This is a genomic window from Sphingobacteriales bacterium (assembly GCA_016711285.1).
Classification (GTDB): Bacteria; Bacteroidota; Bacteroidia; order Chitinophagales; family UBA2359; genus JADJTG01.
This window is the reverse complement of the sequence record JADJTG010000017.1, coordinates 12,478-27,009: the sequence shown is the minus strand read 5'-3', so window position 1 is coordinate 27,009 and position 14,532 is coordinate 12,478. Positions and strand designations below refer to the sequence as shown.

Genomic DNA, 14,532 nt, shown 5'->3' with positions numbered 1-14,532 from the left:
TTGTGTATAGTGTATATATGTGTCAGGTTTTGAAATAATAAAATAATTATATTACCACAGGCGGCTCTATGTAAGCAATACATTTTAGTTCAATGGCGATGGGTGTGGGCAAGGCACTGACTTCTACGGTGGTGCGGCAGGGCTGATTGGTTTTGAAATATTCGGCGTAAATCCGGTTAAAAGTATTGAAATCACGTTTCATATTTACCAAAAAAACCGTCACGTCCACCAAATCTTCCCAGCGTGCACCGCTTGCTTCCAGCACCGCCTGTATATTCCGAAACACCGAATGTACCTGCGCTTCAAAATCGAAAGACTCAAAATTGCCGCGTGCATCTATGCGTGTACCCGGAATTTGGTGCGGATTGTCGCCGGCTTCGCGCGGACCGATACCCGACAAAAACAAAAAATTTCCCATACGCCGCGCATGCGGGTAAGCCCCTACCGGAGCAGCAGCCTGTTGGGTTTTAATAGTTGATGATGATGATGTATCCATCATAAAAATACTGATAATGAAAGATTATTGTTGCGTTTTCCACGCTTCGTAGCCTCCTTCCAAATTATATACATGCGGAAAACCGGCGGCTTTGAGTTGCTGTACAGCCTCGCTGCTGCGACCGCCTACCGCACAATATACAATTATTTTTTCTTGCGGATTGAGGAGCGATTTGGCTTTATCTACAAAATTTTTATCGTAGAAATCAACATTGATAGCCTGTGGTAGCATACCGTCTTTGGTTTCTTCGGCGGTGCGCACATCTAAAAGTTGCAAGGAGCCTTTATTCTCCAACGATTCTTTGAGGGATTTCACCGATACATTTACGGTAGATGGAGTAGCTGCGGCTGGAGGGGTAGTTTCTGTTGCAGCAGGAGCGGCAATTTCGGTTGCTTCTTTGTCGGAGGGGGCTTGTTGTTGCTGACAAGCACTACTCCACAACAGCAGCGTTAATGCTGCACAAAACAAGTATTTATTCATCATTGTAATTAATAAAAACAGATTTTTGCAAAATTACGCTTATTTCAGCATATACCCTAAAAATATTATAGAGCCAAAAGGATAGAAGGGTTTTAAAAAAAAACACACGCTGCACCGCTTTTCGCAGTACAGCGTGATACACAGATGTTGTTGTTTGGTATCTTGTTTTTGAAAATTATCCTTGTAAAGCCGCCGCACCGCTCACAATCTCTGTGAGTTCGGTGGTAATAGCCGCCTGACGCTCTTTGTTGTAGCGAATACGCAATTCGTTGAGCAATTCGTTAGCGTTTTTGGAGGCGTTGTCCATAGCGGTCATACGCGCACCGTGTTCGGAGGCATTATTATCTAAAATAAAACTAAAAAATTGTGTTTTCAGAATTTTTGGTGTCAATTCCTCAATCAAACGCACTTTTTCGGGTTCAAATATATAATCTACTTTTTTTGAGGAAACCGTTGCAGCTTTGTCAGCAGATTTTTGTGCAGCATCGTTGCGCGGAATGGGCAAAAACGGTACTACTTTAAAATATTGTACGGCGGCATTGCGAAACTCACCATAAGCTACCACCACTTTGTCAAAAGCACCTGCCAAAAAACCATTCATTATTTCTTGCGCCACCTCCGATACCTGTTCAAAAGAGGCGTGCTTGAGCAAATCAACGTTGTCGGCAATGATGCGGCAATCGTTGTATTTTTTGAAAAAGTCGTAGCCTTTTTTACCGATGGGCATAATAACGAGTTTGCCGGCAGCGCGTTGTGGAGCCAACTCGTTTTCTATGGTGAGGCGCGCCGCTTTGATAACGTTGGTGTTAAAACCGCCGCACAAACCTTTGTCGGAAGTAATGACTACCAACAAAGCACGCGAGGCATGGCGTTGTTGTGCATAAGCGATATTTACATCGCCTTCGGTGGCAGTGGCTATATTGCTCAACATATCGGAGAGCTTGCGCGAATAGGGGCGCATCTGCACAATGGCATCGGTAGCTTTTTTTAGCTTAGAAGCCGCCACCAATTTCATCGCTTTCGTAATTTGCTGTGTAGATTTTACGGAGGCAATGCGCTCTTTTACTTCTTTTAATTTACCCGGCATAATGTGTTTTTTTTACGATAAAAAAACAAAAAATAAAAAAATCGCCAAAAAGCCCCTGATGACAGCTTTGTTGTATTTAAACTCAACAAAAAACCAAGACAATAGCGAGGCTCTTTGGCGAAAATAATAATGATTGAATAAAAAAATTATTTTTTGAATTGCAACATTGCCTCAGCACTCGCTTTTTCTACTTCGGCGAGGATAGTGTCGTCAATTTTACCCGCTTTCAAAGCATCTAAAGTTCCTTTAAATTTGTTTTCCATCACATTTAAAAAGGCTTCTTCAAATGCCCTTACTTTTGCTACGGGCAAATCGCGCAACAGACCTTTTGTTCCCAAATAGATGATGGCAATTTGCTGCTCTACGCGCAAAGGCGAATACTGTCCTTGTTTCAACACTTCCACATTGCGTGCACCTTTGTCCAATACGGCTTTGGTAGCAGCATCGAGGTCAGAGCCAAACTTGGAGAAGGCTTCTAACTCGCGGTATTGTGCTTGGTCAAGTTTGAGCGTACCCGCTACTTTTTTCATGGATTTAATTTGCGCATTACCACCCACACGGCTCACCGAAATACCTACGTCAATGGCAGGACGAATACCGGAGTTGAAGAGGTTGGAGTCCAAGAAAATCTGCCCGTCTGTAATAGAAATTACGTTGGTAGGGATATACGCTGATACGTCGCCGGCTTGTGTTTCAATAATAGGTAAAGCTGTGAGCGAACCACCGCCTTTTACCAAGGGTTTCAACGGGTCGGGCAAGTCGTTCATTTCGCGAGCAATGGCATCGTTGGTTGTAATTTTTGCAGCACGCTCCAATAAGCGGCTGTGCAAATAGAATACATCTCCCGGATAAGCCTCACGACCCGGCGGACGGCGCAACAAAAGCGATACTTCGCGATAAGCAACTGCCTGTTTGGATAAATCATCGTAAACAATCAATGCCGGACGACCGGTATCGCGGAAAAATTCGCCAATGGCAGCACCTGCAAAAGGGGCATAAAACTGCATCGGCGCGGGGTCGGCAGCCGAAGCGTTCACAATAACCGTATATTTCATAGCCCCTGCTTCTTCCAGCACACGCGCCACGTTGGCAACCGTAGATGATTTTTGACCTATGGCAACATAAATACAATATACAGGGTTTCCTTTTTCAAAAAATTCGCGTTGGTTGATGATGGTATCCACAGCGATGGCGGTTTTTCCGATTTGGCGGTCGCCGATAATCAACTCCCGTTGTCCGCGTCCGATGGGAATCATCGCATCAATCGCTTTGATACCGGTTTGCAAAGGTTCGTTTACCGGTTGGCGATAAATTACACCCGGAGCTTTGCGTTCCAAGGGAAGTTCGTACAATTTTCCGGTGACAGGTCCTTTGCCGTCGATAGGTGCACCTAAGGTGTTCACCACGCGACCAATCAGACCTTCGCCCACGGGAATAGAAGCGATTTGTCCGGTACGTTTTGCCGAATCACCTTCTTTAATTCCTTCGGAAGCACCCATCAATACTACACCTACGTTGTCTTCTTCGAGGTTCAACACAATGGCGCGTACTCCATTTTCAAACTCTACCAATTCGCCCGCTTGAGCATTGGTCAAACCATAGATACGGGCGATACCGTCACCTACCTGCAACACAGTGCCCACTTCTTGCAACTCCGATACGGTGCGGGAGTTGGAAAGTTGCTCCCGCAATATTGCCGAAATTTCGTCAGCTCTTACTTCAGGCATATTATTTAATTGTATTTTTTATTAAGTTGATATAATGTTTTTATTGTAATTGTTGTGTTATTTACTACACCTTCCGAAAAATCACTTTTTCAGATGCTTCCTTTAAAAGAGCAAGGACTAAATATATTTTTTGTTTTATAAAAAATTGATTTCCAATTGATTTTATAGCTCTAAAAATATATTGCTTTTTTAATACTGTTTAATGTAATCGCGTACTGCAAAGCCGCGATACAATTGTTTCAGTTTGCTGGAGATGCTGGCATCATAGCGTTTGTCGTTGTATTCCAGCACAAAACCGCCTATGAGGTCGTTGCTCACTTCGTTGGTGATATGCACCTGATTTGCTCCGGTATCTTTGCGCACAATGTCTTTTACTTTGTTGAGTAAAGCCTCGTTCACAGGCATCGCCGTAATGAGTTTTGCATCAATAATGCCGTATAGTTTTTTGTATTGTTCTCCGAATGATTGGGCAATGTCGGGCAAATCTTCTTCGCGGCGTTTTTTCAATAAAATATCTATGAAAGAAAGCGTAAGAGGACTGATATTTGAACCAAAAACGGCTTGCAGTACACGCTGTTTTTTATCGGCGTTGATGATAGGACTTTTGAGCATCATATACAACTCGCGGCTGCCTGAAATGGTAGTGTGCAGGGTGCTTATATCCTGATGCACAGTTTCTACGACATTTTTTTCCAATGCCAAATCCAACAATGCTTTGGCATAGCGAGCGGCTACTTTTGAAGACATAAATGATGAGTTTAGTTGAGTTTAATTTTTTCTATTTCTTTCATGATATAATCTTCCTGAGCGGCGGTATCATTGAGCTGTTTGCCGAGTACTTTTGCTGCTATATCTACCGAAGTACGACCTATCATATTTTTAATATCATTAATAGCGGCAATTTTTTGGGTTTCTATTTCAGCCAAAGCATCTTCGCGCATTTTTTTCAACTCTGTTTTTTCGCGGTCTTTGGATTGTTCCAATAGCTGATTGGCTTGCTCTTTTGCTTTTTGCAAAATGAGTGCGCTTTCTACTTTGGCTTCGGCGAGCAAACGATGGTTGTCGGCTTGCAGATTGCTCATTTCCTGACGCACGCGGTCGGCTTGGCTTAAAGCATCTTGGATAGAGTTTTCGCGGTCTTTGAGGGCGGCAACGATAGGCTTAAAAGCATAACGACCCAATAAAAACCACAGCATTAAGAAGATTAAGGTTGTCCAAAACAGCAAACCTAAATCCGGTGTTACGATAGAGAAATTTCCTAATAAAAGCATATCAAGAGGTGGAGCATTTTTTTGATGAAAAAAATTCCAAAGGTATATATATAATATATATGTCTTTTTTTTAAAAATTCGGGATAAAAGAACACACTGTACCGGCTCGCGCAGGGTGCATTACACACAGTACAGTGTATTCTTTGGGTGTTACAAAGCACAATGAATTAGCCTTGCAACAAAGCAACTACTATTGCGAAAAGAGCCGCACCTTCTACAAGGGCTGCCGCAATAATCATGTTGGTACGAATATCGCCGATAGCTTCGGGCTGACGAGCGATAGATTCCATGGCTTTACCGCCGATTTGTCCAATACCGATGCCTGCACCAATAACCGCGAGTCCTGCACCGATGGCTGCAATTCCTGTCATATTAAAGAAATGTTTAAAAGTGTTTATATAATAAATTTTAATTCTTCTCAAGAAAATAGACTAATGATGTTCTTCAGCGTGGTGGTGTTCTTCTACTGCCATACCTATAAACAATGCAGACAACATCGTAAAGATATATGCCTGTAAAAATGCCACAAACAATTCAATGGCGTTCATAAATAATACAAACGGAACAGTAACGGCAACACCGCCCGCAACGCCGACAGCGTTTTGACCCATTTTGCCAAAAATAAAAATCAAACTCACCAAACTCAAAATGATAATGTGACCTGCCGAAATATTGGCGAACAAACGTATCATCAATGCGAAAGGCTTGGTAAAAATACCGATAAATTCTAATATTGCCATCAGTGGCTTCAAAATAAGAGGTACGCCGGGCATCCAGAAAATGTGTCCCCAGTAATCTTTGCTGCCGCTCACATTTACCATAATAAATGTAATCACCGACAACACCAATGTTACGGCGATATTGCCCGTTACATTGCCGCCACCCGGAAAGAAAGGTACCAACCCCAATAAATTATTGGCTAAAATAAAAAAGAACAGCGTAAGCAGATAGGGCACATATCTCATATACTTCTTTTCGCCGATATTGGCTTTGGCGATATCGTCACTTACAAATGCGATAAGCGGCTCAAAAACGCTCTGCAATCCTTTGGGAGCCTGGCCGGGGCGTTTGCGATAAGCGGCTGCTACCGAAAAGAAAATTAGACACAAAACCAAAGCCGCCAACAACATCGTAAATACGTTTTTGGTGATGGATAAATCTGTGAATTTAGAGCCATCCACTGTTTTCACGCGCCCGTGCTCCAATTTATAACCATTGTATTCTTTGTGTCCGTGCTCGAATACGCTTGAAGAAAACATATCCAATTTTCCGTCTTTATAAATAATACAAGGAAGCGGAATTGTCCAGGGACCTACATGAAATTCATTAGCATCGGCAATGTGATGCAAAATCATTTCGGCTACATTAAATTCACCTTCGCCGCCTTCGTGTGTGGCGTGTGCTGCTGCTGTGCCTTCGACGTGCGAGGCAGCAGCAGGTTCGTGCGGGGCGGTGGCTGTAGTGCTGTGATGCTCTTGTGCCAAGATACAAGAGCTGCTTATATAAAAACCAATAATAACAAAAAGCGTTCTGATAGAGAGCATAAATGGTGCTTTTGTATTGAAATAGATGAATTGGAAGTATTCAATACTGCTAATTCGGCGGCAAAGATAAGAAAAAAAGATGTTTTGTGTTAAAAAAATTAAGTTTTTTAGTGTGGTAATATGTGTTTTTAAATTTTTTATAAAAAAAGGCTGCTTCTTTGCAGAAACAGCCTTCTCATTATACAAAAAAAACACTTTCTTTATTACGATTCGCGTCCGGCGTTGAGTTGGTCTTGATAATCTTTCAATTCTTTCCACGCTCCTATATCTGCCAATCGCGCTTGCTCAGGCCAGGTGGTGGGGTCGTTGATGCGATAGCGGTCGCTGGCAGCATCTAAAATAGCCCGCAACTCTTCAAAAGTGCTTTGCGACAAGGCATACCACGTTTTGATGCCTGCATTGTGCAATACGCCTTCAAATACCGGTCCTATGCCTTCTACTATTTTCAAGTCGTCTTGTTTTATTTTTTTGCCAAAAATTGCCAGCACCTGTGCATCGTCTATTGCTTTGCCCAGGTTGCCTTCCAATTCGCTGATGCGGGCTTTGAGGCGGCTGTTTTCGTCTTCTAAACCGCTGAGTTGGAGTTGGAGCGAGTTGCCGGCACCGCTCAGACGGTTGGTCAAATCCAAGTTGGTGGTTTCCAAATTGCTCAAACGCAGCTGCCAAGAGGCGGCATCATCGGAGGCAGCCGAAAGCTTGCTTTTGAGGTCTTTGATTTCGGTTTCGTAGGCACTCAAACGGGTTTGCCATACTTGCTCGTTGTTGTCGTTGTTTTTGCCCTCCAATTCGGCAATGCGGCGTTTGAGGGCGTTGTTGTCGTTTTCAAAGGTGCTGATGCGTGTGGTGAGGCTGTTTTTATCGCTCTCCAAGGAAGTAATCGTAGCACGCCAGCGGCTGTCGTCGGCAGGGGCAGTGCGCACTACCTCCTTAATTACTTCTTTTTCCACAACTTTTTCTTTTGAGAGCAAGCCGCGCAAAAGCCAGCCCAATAAAGTAGCTCCCAACAACATCAGGAGGATTTCAAAAAAGTGGTTGGTGCAATTTTGCAAAAGTGATGAAAACAAAAATATATAATGTAACATAGTATTTTATGGTATAAATATTATTGTTAATAAAATAAAAAAAATAAAATTTTAAGGTTTTATGTCAATGGTAGTACGGCGATTGAGGCGTTTGCCTTCGGGTGTAGCATTGTCGGCGGCAGGTTGGGTTTCGCCTTTGGATTCTGCCGTAACGCGCGAAGCAGCAATTCCTCTTTTTTCTAAGAGTTGTTGTACTGCTTTGGCGCGGCGCAATGCTAAGTTGTAGTTGGCATCTTCGCTGCCGTCGCTGTCGGTATGTCCGGTTACAAGGAAGGTAGCTTTGGTATTTTTATGCTTTTTGCTTAGTTTATCCAAATATTCCTCCACTGTTTTATTTCTTTCTTTCTGTGATGAATTAGTCGGGAAGTAGATAATAACCTGTTCGTCTTTTTCCACTACAGTCGTTTCATTTTCTTTCGGCATCATTTTAGCATAGCCAAATGCCGTTGCATTAAAAGGTGCAGTGCGCATATCGCCGTGCTCATCTACCAAAGACGAGGTTGTTTTGATAAGTTTGGCATCGTAAGGCGGTGTCCATAAAGCTTTGGCTGCTTCGGCACGCGCCAAGCCCATATTGGCAAAGTTGGCAGGTTTAGCCTCATCTTTGGTATAAAAACCGGTGATGACAAGCGTATCGCCCGCAGCAGCAAGGCGCAAAATAGAATCTTTGTATTGCGGAAATGCAGCACTCGTAATCGCATTGGCATCAGACCACTTGAATACCAAAGGTCCTACGGTGGCGGTACGCTCTACAGTGGCACTTGGCGGAGCAACTACATTTTGTGTAGCATCGCAGCAGCCGCAAATTTTGCACAAATACCACCAGGAGCAGAGCAAATACCACAATGCAATACCAATCAAGCATAATAATACTCTCATGTTCATTATTGGGTTTTAGTTAATAAAAAAAGAGATACAGATAAATTTATTTAATTAAACTTTATATTGTTTGCTGTTTTTTCTTTCTTGTTTTTACATACTATAATAAAATATATAATCTCTAAAATTAGAACATTTATATTGAATTTTGATAGTTGTGTAATAAAAAAAGCGATAAATCATCGTATTAAGATGAATTTATCGCCTTGTATTGATAATATAAGCACATCAATCATTTCTGTTGTAAGAGCCAAAAGTCTGTTTATCACAGATATTAGTGTTGCTATCAGAGCGATACCCAACTTAAAAATGTAGTTGATGTCTTAAAAAAATAAAAATGATATAATTAGCTTTGGTGCTTATATGACGCAATTATGCGATTTTGTCACATTTATTTTATTGTTTTTTTATATTTACTTCTCAAGATAATCAAACGGCTTTTATCCCCATTTATTCCTTTATAATTTCGTATTAAAATTATGGCTTTCCGATTTTCCGATTTATTTCGCCGCAAACCTATCCAAACTACTTTATCGCAGATTGAGTCTGAACCTGACGGCGAAGAAAAAATCAGCCTGAAACGACACTTGGGCGTGCGCGATTTGGTGGCTTTGGGCATTGCTGCCATTGTTGGGGCGGGTATTTTCAGCACTATCGGCACTGCCAGCTCGCAGGGCGGACCGGCGGTGATTTTGCTGTTTATTTTCACCGCTTTTGCCTGTGGCTTTGCCGCTTTTGCTTATGCCGAATTTGCTTCGCTGATTCCGGTGTCGGGGAGTGCTTATACTTATTCGTATGTGTCGTTTGGGGAGTTGTTGGCGTGGATTATCGGTTGGGCTTTGATTATGGAATATGCGGTGGGCAATGCTACGGTGGCAGTGTCGTGGTCGGATTATTTTTCCGGTTTGCTCGAATCGCTGCGGCTGCCTTTTTTGGGTATTCATCAGGGCATACACTTGCCGGTTTGGAGCGGTATTGATTATACGAGTGCCAAAAACGGTTTTATAGAAGCTGCCGCCATTCTCAAAAGCGGCACACCTTTTGAAAGTTTGCCCGCTTCGCTGAAAACAGCTTATTTGGCGTGGAATCAAGCTCCGCAATTAGGTGGCTTGCGGTTCATTGCCGACATTCCCGCTATTATTATCACCATTTTAATTACTGCATTGGTGTTGCGCGGTATTCGCGAGTCGCGCAATGCCAGCAATGTGATGGTACTCATCAAGTTGGCTGTTGTGATGATGGTGATAGCAGTGGGGGCTTTTTATGTAAATACCGACAACTGGTCGCCTTTTGCGCCAAATGGTTTTGGTGGTGTTGCGGCGGGCGTGTCGTCTGTGTTTTTTGCGTATATTGGTTTTGATGCAATTTCTACTACCGCCGAAGAGTGCAAAAACCCTCAACACGATTTGCCGCGCGGTATGATGTATTCTATTATTATATGTACCATATTGTATATCGCTATTGCTTTGGTGCTTACCGGTATGGTTCCTTATCATCAATTAGGTGTAAATGACCCCTTGGCTTTTGTTTTTGAAAAAGTGAATTTAAAATGGTTGTCGGGGATTATTGCGGTGAGTGCGGTGGTGGCATTGTCGAGTGTATTGTTGGTGTTTCAATTGGGGCAGCCGCGTATTTGGATGAGCATGAGCCGCGATGGTTTGTTGCCGCCTGCTTTTCAAAAAATACACCCGCGTTTTCATACACCCTCTTTTGCTACCTACGTCACGGGTTTGCTCGTTATTGCCACTATTTTGTGTATTCCAAGTGGTGTGGTGGTAGATTTGTGCAGTATGGGTACGCTGTTTGCTTTTGTATTGGTATGCGGCGGCGTATTGATTCTACAAAAAGACCCCCACGCACCGCGCGGCAAATTCCGAACGCCCTACATCAACTCTAAATGGATAATGCCTTTGCTGGCAATAGCAATGTTGGCTTTGCTTTTTACACGTTTTGAAAAACCCACCAAGGCATTTATCAACAATGCACCGCAAGTATATGCTCCTTCCGAATTAATGGAACACTTAGATGAACAAGACACTCAACAACTCAAAGCCTTGCTCACCGACAAGGGCGGCGATGACGAACTGAGCGCAAAAAATACCAAATTACTGCCTTATTTAGAAAAAATGTCGCCCGAAGATTATGCTTATGTGGTGAGCTTGGCTAATACCATCAGCCCCGAAAAACGCTATGAATCGGGTTGGGCTACTTTCAAGCACAAAATACCGCTTTGGTTGTTTGTAATTGTTTTTGCCATCATCACGGTATTGTCGTTTTTATATAGTTTGTCCTTAATTCCGGTGTTGGGCTTGCTGTTTTGTTTTTATATGATGGCGCAAATTCCGGCAAGCAGTTGGTTCGGCTTTTTTATATGGCTCATTATTGGTTTAGTGATTTATTTCGGATATAGTTTTTCGCACAGCAGACTGAATAAAAAAATGGCTACACACGCCTGATTTTTTTAAAATCATTTCTAAATATTACATTTTTTAATAAAAAATACACGAATCATCTATAAAAATGGATAAAAACGCCCTGCAAACACTTATTGAAGAAGCGTGGCAAGAGCGCAGCCTCTTGCAAAGCAGCCCACTGCATCAGGAAGCGGTGCGCAGTATTGTCGCCGCCTTAGACGAAGGAAATTTGCGTGTAGCCGAACCGCTTGGCAACAGTCGCTGGCAAGTAAACGAGTGGATAAAAAAAGCGGTGCTGTTGTATTTCGTTATTTCTCCTATGGAAACAATAGAAATGGGGGCTTTTGAATTTTATGATAAAATCCCTCTCAAACGCAATTTTAAAGAGCGCGGTATGCGCGTAGTGCCGCCGGCAATGGCACGCCATGGTGCTTTTGTGGCAAAGGGTGTTATTCAGATGCCTTCCTATATCAATATCGGTGCTTATGTAGATGAGGGCACTATGGTGGATACTTGGGCAACGGTGGGAAGTTGCGCCCAAATCGGAAAAAATGTGCATTTGAGTGGGGGCGTAGGTATCGGCGGTGTATTAGAGCCTTTGCAAGCCAGCCCCGTAATTATAGAGGACGATTGTTTTATCGGCTCGCGCTGCATTGTGGTAGAGGGTGTAATTGTGGAGCGCGAAGCAGTATTGGGCGCAAATGTAGTACTCACACAATCTACCAAAATCATTGATGTCACAGGCAGCGAACCCCTCACTTACACCGGAAGAGTACCCGCACGCTCGGTTGTCATTCCGGGAGCTTATACCAAAACCTTTCCGGCAGGAGCCTACCAAGTGCCTTGCGCACTGATTATCGGCGAGCGAACGGTATCTACCGACAAAAAAACCTCGCTCAACCAAACCCTGCGCGATTTTGAAGTGGCTGTTTAAAAACAACAAACAAAAAAGTTATCGTTAAAACTCCTTAAAGCGAAGATAGCGGCAGCCCTTCATCTGAGGCAGCGCGTATATATCCTACTTTCTGAACACCGCCCAACATACGGCGGCTGAGTTTTTCGCCTACACTGATGATTTTGTTGCTTTCAAAATCTGCCGTGATAGAGTCATTTTCCAAAGCGGCTTCTATCACGCTGTATATAAATTCCGATAAAATATCCTGATCAAGTATATTTTGGGCAATGTCGGGATACAAAAAGTGCATTTGCCGCACACCCTCTATATAAAAATGTCGTTCGCGATTGACAAAAAGCCGTGCCAACAGATAACCTATATCATTCAGGCGATTATAGCGCAAGGAGTCGTTTAGAAAATTATATACCGTAAATGTTCCGAAATAGCGGCGATTTTCGTCCTCTTTGATATAATTACTCGTACTGAGCAGATGCGTGGCAGGAAAAGTAACAATATTGGAATGTATAGAAAATACTACCAACTCGCCCGACAAACGGATATGAAACTCAAATTCGCTGAAGTTGGTATATTCCACCGATACTCCTTTCTTTAACTCTATTTCATTGTTGATTTTATTGACAATTTCTTTTGCCAAACGCCGCATTTCTGCAAAAATATCCAACGTAATGCGATATACTTCCTGTTTGGTTGCCGATTTGTTTTCCAAAAAATCTTTTACAATGTCAAATTTTTCTTCTATCATAATAAAGGAAAGATACTTTGGTTGATGTATAATTTATGAAAAATGCAAGATAATGTTATCTGCATTGCAAAAAAAATTTCACAATAAAAATAAATATAAAATTGCCTTATAATACTTCTTCCGTAAATACCGCCGATGATGTTTGTTGCAATTCAAGCAAAGCTCTGAATTTGCCATTTGGCATATTACTCAATTCTTCGTGTGTACCTTGCTCTACAATTTCTCCGTCTTCCAATACAAAAATTTTATCCACTTCGCGTATGGTAGAAAGGCGGTGTGCGATGATGATGCTGGTGCGTCCTTTCATCAATTCATTCAAAGCCTCTTGCACCAATTTTTCCGACTCCGAATCCAAAGAACTCGTGGCTTCGTCCAATATCAAAATGCGGGGATTGCGCAGCAGCGCGCGGGCAATGGCGATACGCTGGCGTTGTCCGCCCGACAGTTTGATACCGCGCTCACCGACTATTGTGTCCAAACCTTCAGGAAACGACTGGATAAAACTCAAAGCATTGGCGCGGCGGGCTGCTTCCATAATAGCGGCATCGTCTGCATCTAAGTTGCCGTAAGCGATATTTTCGCGGATAGTGCCGCCAAAGAGCAGAATTTCCTGTGGCACTACACCAATATTGGAGCGGTACAAACTCATTTCGTAGTTGCGAATGTCTTTGCCGTCCAACAAAATACTGCCCGTCTGCCAATCATAAAATCTTTGCAGCAATTGTGTAATTGTGCTTTTTCCGGCTCCGCTTTTGCCCACCAACGCTACTTTTTCGCCCGCTTGAATATGCAGTGTCAGCCCTTTCAGTACTTCAATATCAGGGCGTGAAGGATAATGAAAATGCACATCTTGATAGGTAATATTGCCGCGTACCGGTATTTGAGCCGGCGTTATTTTTTGCAAAGCTACTTCGCTGTTTTCGCCCAAAATTTCGCGTACCCGCTCACTTGCGCCCACCGCTTTTTGGAGGCGGCTGTATAAATCGCTCATACCGCCCAGCGATGCACCGATGTAAATGGTGTAAATGACAAAAGTGGTGAGTTCGCCCGTACTCATTAGCCCCTGCTCAATGTACGAAGCACCAAACCACAGCACCAAAATAATACCTCCGAAAATACCAAAAATAAAAAAAGAAGTAAATAATCCGTAAAATAAAGAGGAGCGCAAGGCAAAATTAACCACATTTTTCAAAAAACTGTTGTAGCGGTTGGATTCGTAATGTTCGTTGGTAAATGATTTCACAACCGACATGTTTTGCAAAGTTTCTTCGGCAATTACGTTGGCTTCGGCTAAGGATTCCTGTGTTTTTTTTGATAGCTTTTTAATATATTTTCCAAAAATAACCGCCCCGATAATCAATGCCGGAAAAGTAGAAAGCATCACCAAACACAATTTGGGCGATAAGAGCAATAAAAATCCGATACCAATAACCAAGGTAAATAATTGACGAAAAAATTCGCCCAAAGTCCACGAAATTGCATCTTGAAGTTGGGTAATGTCGGCGGTGAGGCGGCTTGTGAGGTCGCCGACACGATTTTTTTCAAAAAAAGAAAATGGCAACGTGAGTACCTTTGAAAAAAGGTCTTTGCGAATATCCGCCATTACGTTTTCGCTCACGAACGAAAAAGAAATTACTTTGCAAAACGAAAAAAATGCTTGCAACACCAATACTAAAAACAATATTTTGGACACCGTGAGCAAAGAAGCATTGCCGAGTCCCGACCAATAGCGGCTCAAAAAATTGCCTGCCTGCTTACCTACCGCCGTATCCAGCAGCGTACCGATGATAGCCGGAAATGCCAATGCCGTCATACTCGACAGCACCAAAAAAATCATTCCTGCTATAAAATAGGTTTTGTAAGGAAGAATGTAGCGGTATATGCTGAAAAATTG

General features: G+C 42.7%; 14 protein-coding genes. 2 read left to right on the top strand and 12 right to left on the bottom strand.

What is annotated here, in order from left to right; genetic code table 11:
- Positions 1 to 46 precede the first annotated feature (46 nt).
- From IPL35_16115 to IPL35_16070, 10 genes are all read right to left on the bottom strand, one after another.
- A complete protein-coding gene (locus IPL35_16115) occupies positions 47 to 496 on the bottom strand; it encodes a RidA family protein (GenBank protein ID MBK8444830.1) in 450 nt (149 codons plus the stop codon).
- Positions 497 to 520: 24 nt separating this feature from the next.
- Positions 521 to 976 carry a rhodanese-like domain-containing protein gene (locus IPL35_16110; protein ID MBK8444829.1) on the bottom strand — a complete coding sequence of 152 codons (456 nt, stop codon included), beginning with the start codon at positions 974 to 976 and terminating at the stop codon, positions 521 to 523.
- A 175-nt stretch (positions 977 to 1,151) separates the two neighbouring features.
- Positions 1,152 to 2,063, bottom strand: coding sequence for an ATP synthase F1 subunit gamma (atpG, locus tag IPL35_16105; protein ID MBK8444828.1), 912 nt, complete (start codon positions 2,061 to 2,063; stop codon positions 1,152 to 1,154).
- Between the two features lie 146 nt (positions 2,064 to 2,209).
- A complete protein-coding gene (locus tag IPL35_16100; GenBank protein MBK8444827.1) occupies positions 2,210 to 3,790 on the bottom strand; it encodes a F0F1 ATP synthase subunit alpha in 1,581 nt (526 codons plus the stop codon).
- A 189-nt stretch (positions 3,791 to 3,979) separates the two neighbouring features.
- A complete protein-coding gene (gene atpH / locus IPL35_16095) occupies positions 3,980 to 4,537 on the bottom strand; it encodes an ATP synthase F1 subunit delta (protein MBK8444826.1) in 558 nt (185 codons plus the stop codon).
- Positions 4,538 to 4,548: 11 nt separating this feature from the next.
- Positions 4,549 to 5,061 carry a F0F1 ATP synthase subunit B gene (gene atpF, locus IPL35_16090; GenBank protein MBK8444825.1) on the bottom strand — a complete coding sequence of 171 codons (513 nt, stop codon included), beginning with the start codon at positions 5,059 to 5,061 and terminating at the stop codon, positions 4,549 to 4,551.
- A gap of 167 nt (positions 5,062 to 5,228) precedes the next feature.
- Positions 5,229 to 5,432, bottom strand: a complete 204-nt coding sequence (atpE, locus tag IPL35_16085; GenBank protein MBK8444824.1) for an ATP synthase F0 subunit C — start codon at positions 5,430 to 5,432, stop codon at positions 5,229 to 5,231.
- 60 nt (positions 5,433 to 5,492) lie between these two features.
- The gene (gene atpB / locus IPL35_16080; protein MBK8444823.1) at positions 5,493 to 6,605 is read right to left on the bottom strand and encodes a F0F1 ATP synthase subunit A; all 1,113 of its coding nucleotides are present in this window, start codon (positions 6,603 to 6,605) and stop codon (positions 5,493 to 5,495) included.
- 203 nt (positions 6,606 to 6,808) lie between these two features.
- A complete protein-coding gene (locus IPL35_16075) occupies positions 6,809 to 7,687 on the bottom strand; it encodes a hypothetical protein (protein ID MBK8444822.1) in 879 nt (292 codons plus the stop codon).
- 51 nt (positions 7,688 to 7,738) lie between these two features.
- Complete coding sequence (locus tag IPL35_16070; GenBank protein MBK8444821.1) at positions 7,739 to 8,566, bottom strand: OmpA family protein; 828 nt, start codon at positions 8,564 to 8,566, stop codon at positions 7,739 to 7,741.
- 479 nt (positions 8,567 to 9,045) lie between these two features.
- On the opposite strand from IPL35_16070, the gene IPL35_16065 reads away from it, so the two are divergent.
- Both IPL35_16065 and IPL35_16060 read left to right on the top strand, forming a co-directional pair.
- A complete protein-coding gene (locus tag IPL35_16065; GenBank protein ID MBK8444820.1) occupies positions 9,046 to 11,022 on the top strand; it encodes an amino acid permease in 1,977 nt (658 codons plus the stop codon).
- A gap of 64 nt (positions 11,023 to 11,086) precedes the next feature.
- Positions 11,087 to 11,914, top strand: a complete 828-nt coding sequence (locus IPL35_16060; protein ID MBK8444819.1) for a 2,3,4,5-tetrahydropyridine-2,6-dicarboxylate N-succinyltransferase — start codon at positions 11,087 to 11,089, stop codon at positions 11,912 to 11,914.
- A 34-nt stretch (positions 11,915 to 11,948) separates the two neighbouring features.
- Here IPL35_16060 and IPL35_16055 read toward each other — a convergent pair whose 3' ends face one another.
- Complete coding sequence (locus tag IPL35_16055) at positions 11,949 to 12,638, bottom strand: hypothetical protein (protein MBK8444818.1); 690 nt, start codon at positions 12,636 to 12,638, stop codon at positions 11,949 to 11,951.
- Between the two features lie 106 nt (positions 12,639 to 12,744).
- Positions 12,745 to 14,475, bottom strand: a complete 1,731-nt coding sequence (locus IPL35_16050) for an ATP-binding cassette domain-containing protein (GenBank protein MBK8444817.1) — start codon at positions 14,473 to 14,475, stop codon at positions 12,745 to 12,747.
- Between the last annotated feature and the right edge of the window lie 57 nt (positions 14,476 to 14,532).

Coding starts and splice junctions, on each gene's coding strand:
- IPL35_16070 (MBK8444821.1), bottom strand. CDS start 8,566: ATGAGAGTATTATTATGCTTGATTGGTATTGCATTGTGGTATTTGCTC.
- IPL35_16055 (MBK8444818.1), bottom strand. CDS start 12,638: ATGATAGAAGAAAAATTTGACATTGTAAAAGATTTTTTGGAAAACAAA.
- IPL35_16065 (MBK8444820.1), top strand. CDS start 9,046: ATGGCTTTCCGATTTTCCGATTTATTTCGCCGCAAACCTATCCAAACT.
- atpH (MBK8444826.1), bottom strand. CDS start 4,537: ATGTCTTCAAAAGTAGCCGCTCGCTATGCCAAAGCATTGTTGGATTTG.
- atpG (MBK8444828.1), bottom strand. CDS start 2,063: ATGCCGGGTAAATTAAAAGAAGTAAAAGAGCGCATTGCCTCCGTAAAA.
- atpE (MBK8444824.1), bottom strand. CDS start 5,432: ATGACAGGAATTGCAGCCATCGGTGCAGGACTCGCGGTTATTGGTGCA.
- IPL35_16050 (MBK8444817.1), bottom strand. CDS start 14,475: ATGATTTTTTTGGTGCTGTCGAGTATGACGGCATTGGCATTTCCGGCT.
- IPL35_16100 (MBK8444827.1), bottom strand. CDS start 3,790: ATGCCTGAAGTAAGAGCTGACGAAATTTCGGCAATATTGCGGGAGCAA.
- atpB (MBK8444823.1), bottom strand. CDS start 6,605: ATGCTCTCTATCAGAACGCTTTTTGTTATTATTGGTTTTTATATAAGC.
- IPL35_16115 (MBK8444830.1), bottom strand. CDS start 496: ATGGATACATCATCATCATCAACTATTAAAACCCAACAGGCTGCTGCT.
- IPL35_16075 (MBK8444822.1), bottom strand. CDS start 7,687: ATGTTACATTATATATTTTTGTTTTCATCACTTTTGCAAAATTGCACC.
- IPL35_16060 (MBK8444819.1), top strand. CDS start 11,087: ATGGATAAAAACGCCCTGCAAACACTTATTGAAGAAGCGTGGCAAGAG.
- atpF (MBK8444825.1), bottom strand. CDS start 5,061: ATGCTTTTATTAGGAAATTTCTCTATCGTAACACCGGATTTAGGTTTG.
- IPL35_16110 (MBK8444829.1), bottom strand. CDS start 976: ATGAATAAATACTTGTTTTGTGCAGCATTAACGCTGCTGTTGTGGAGT.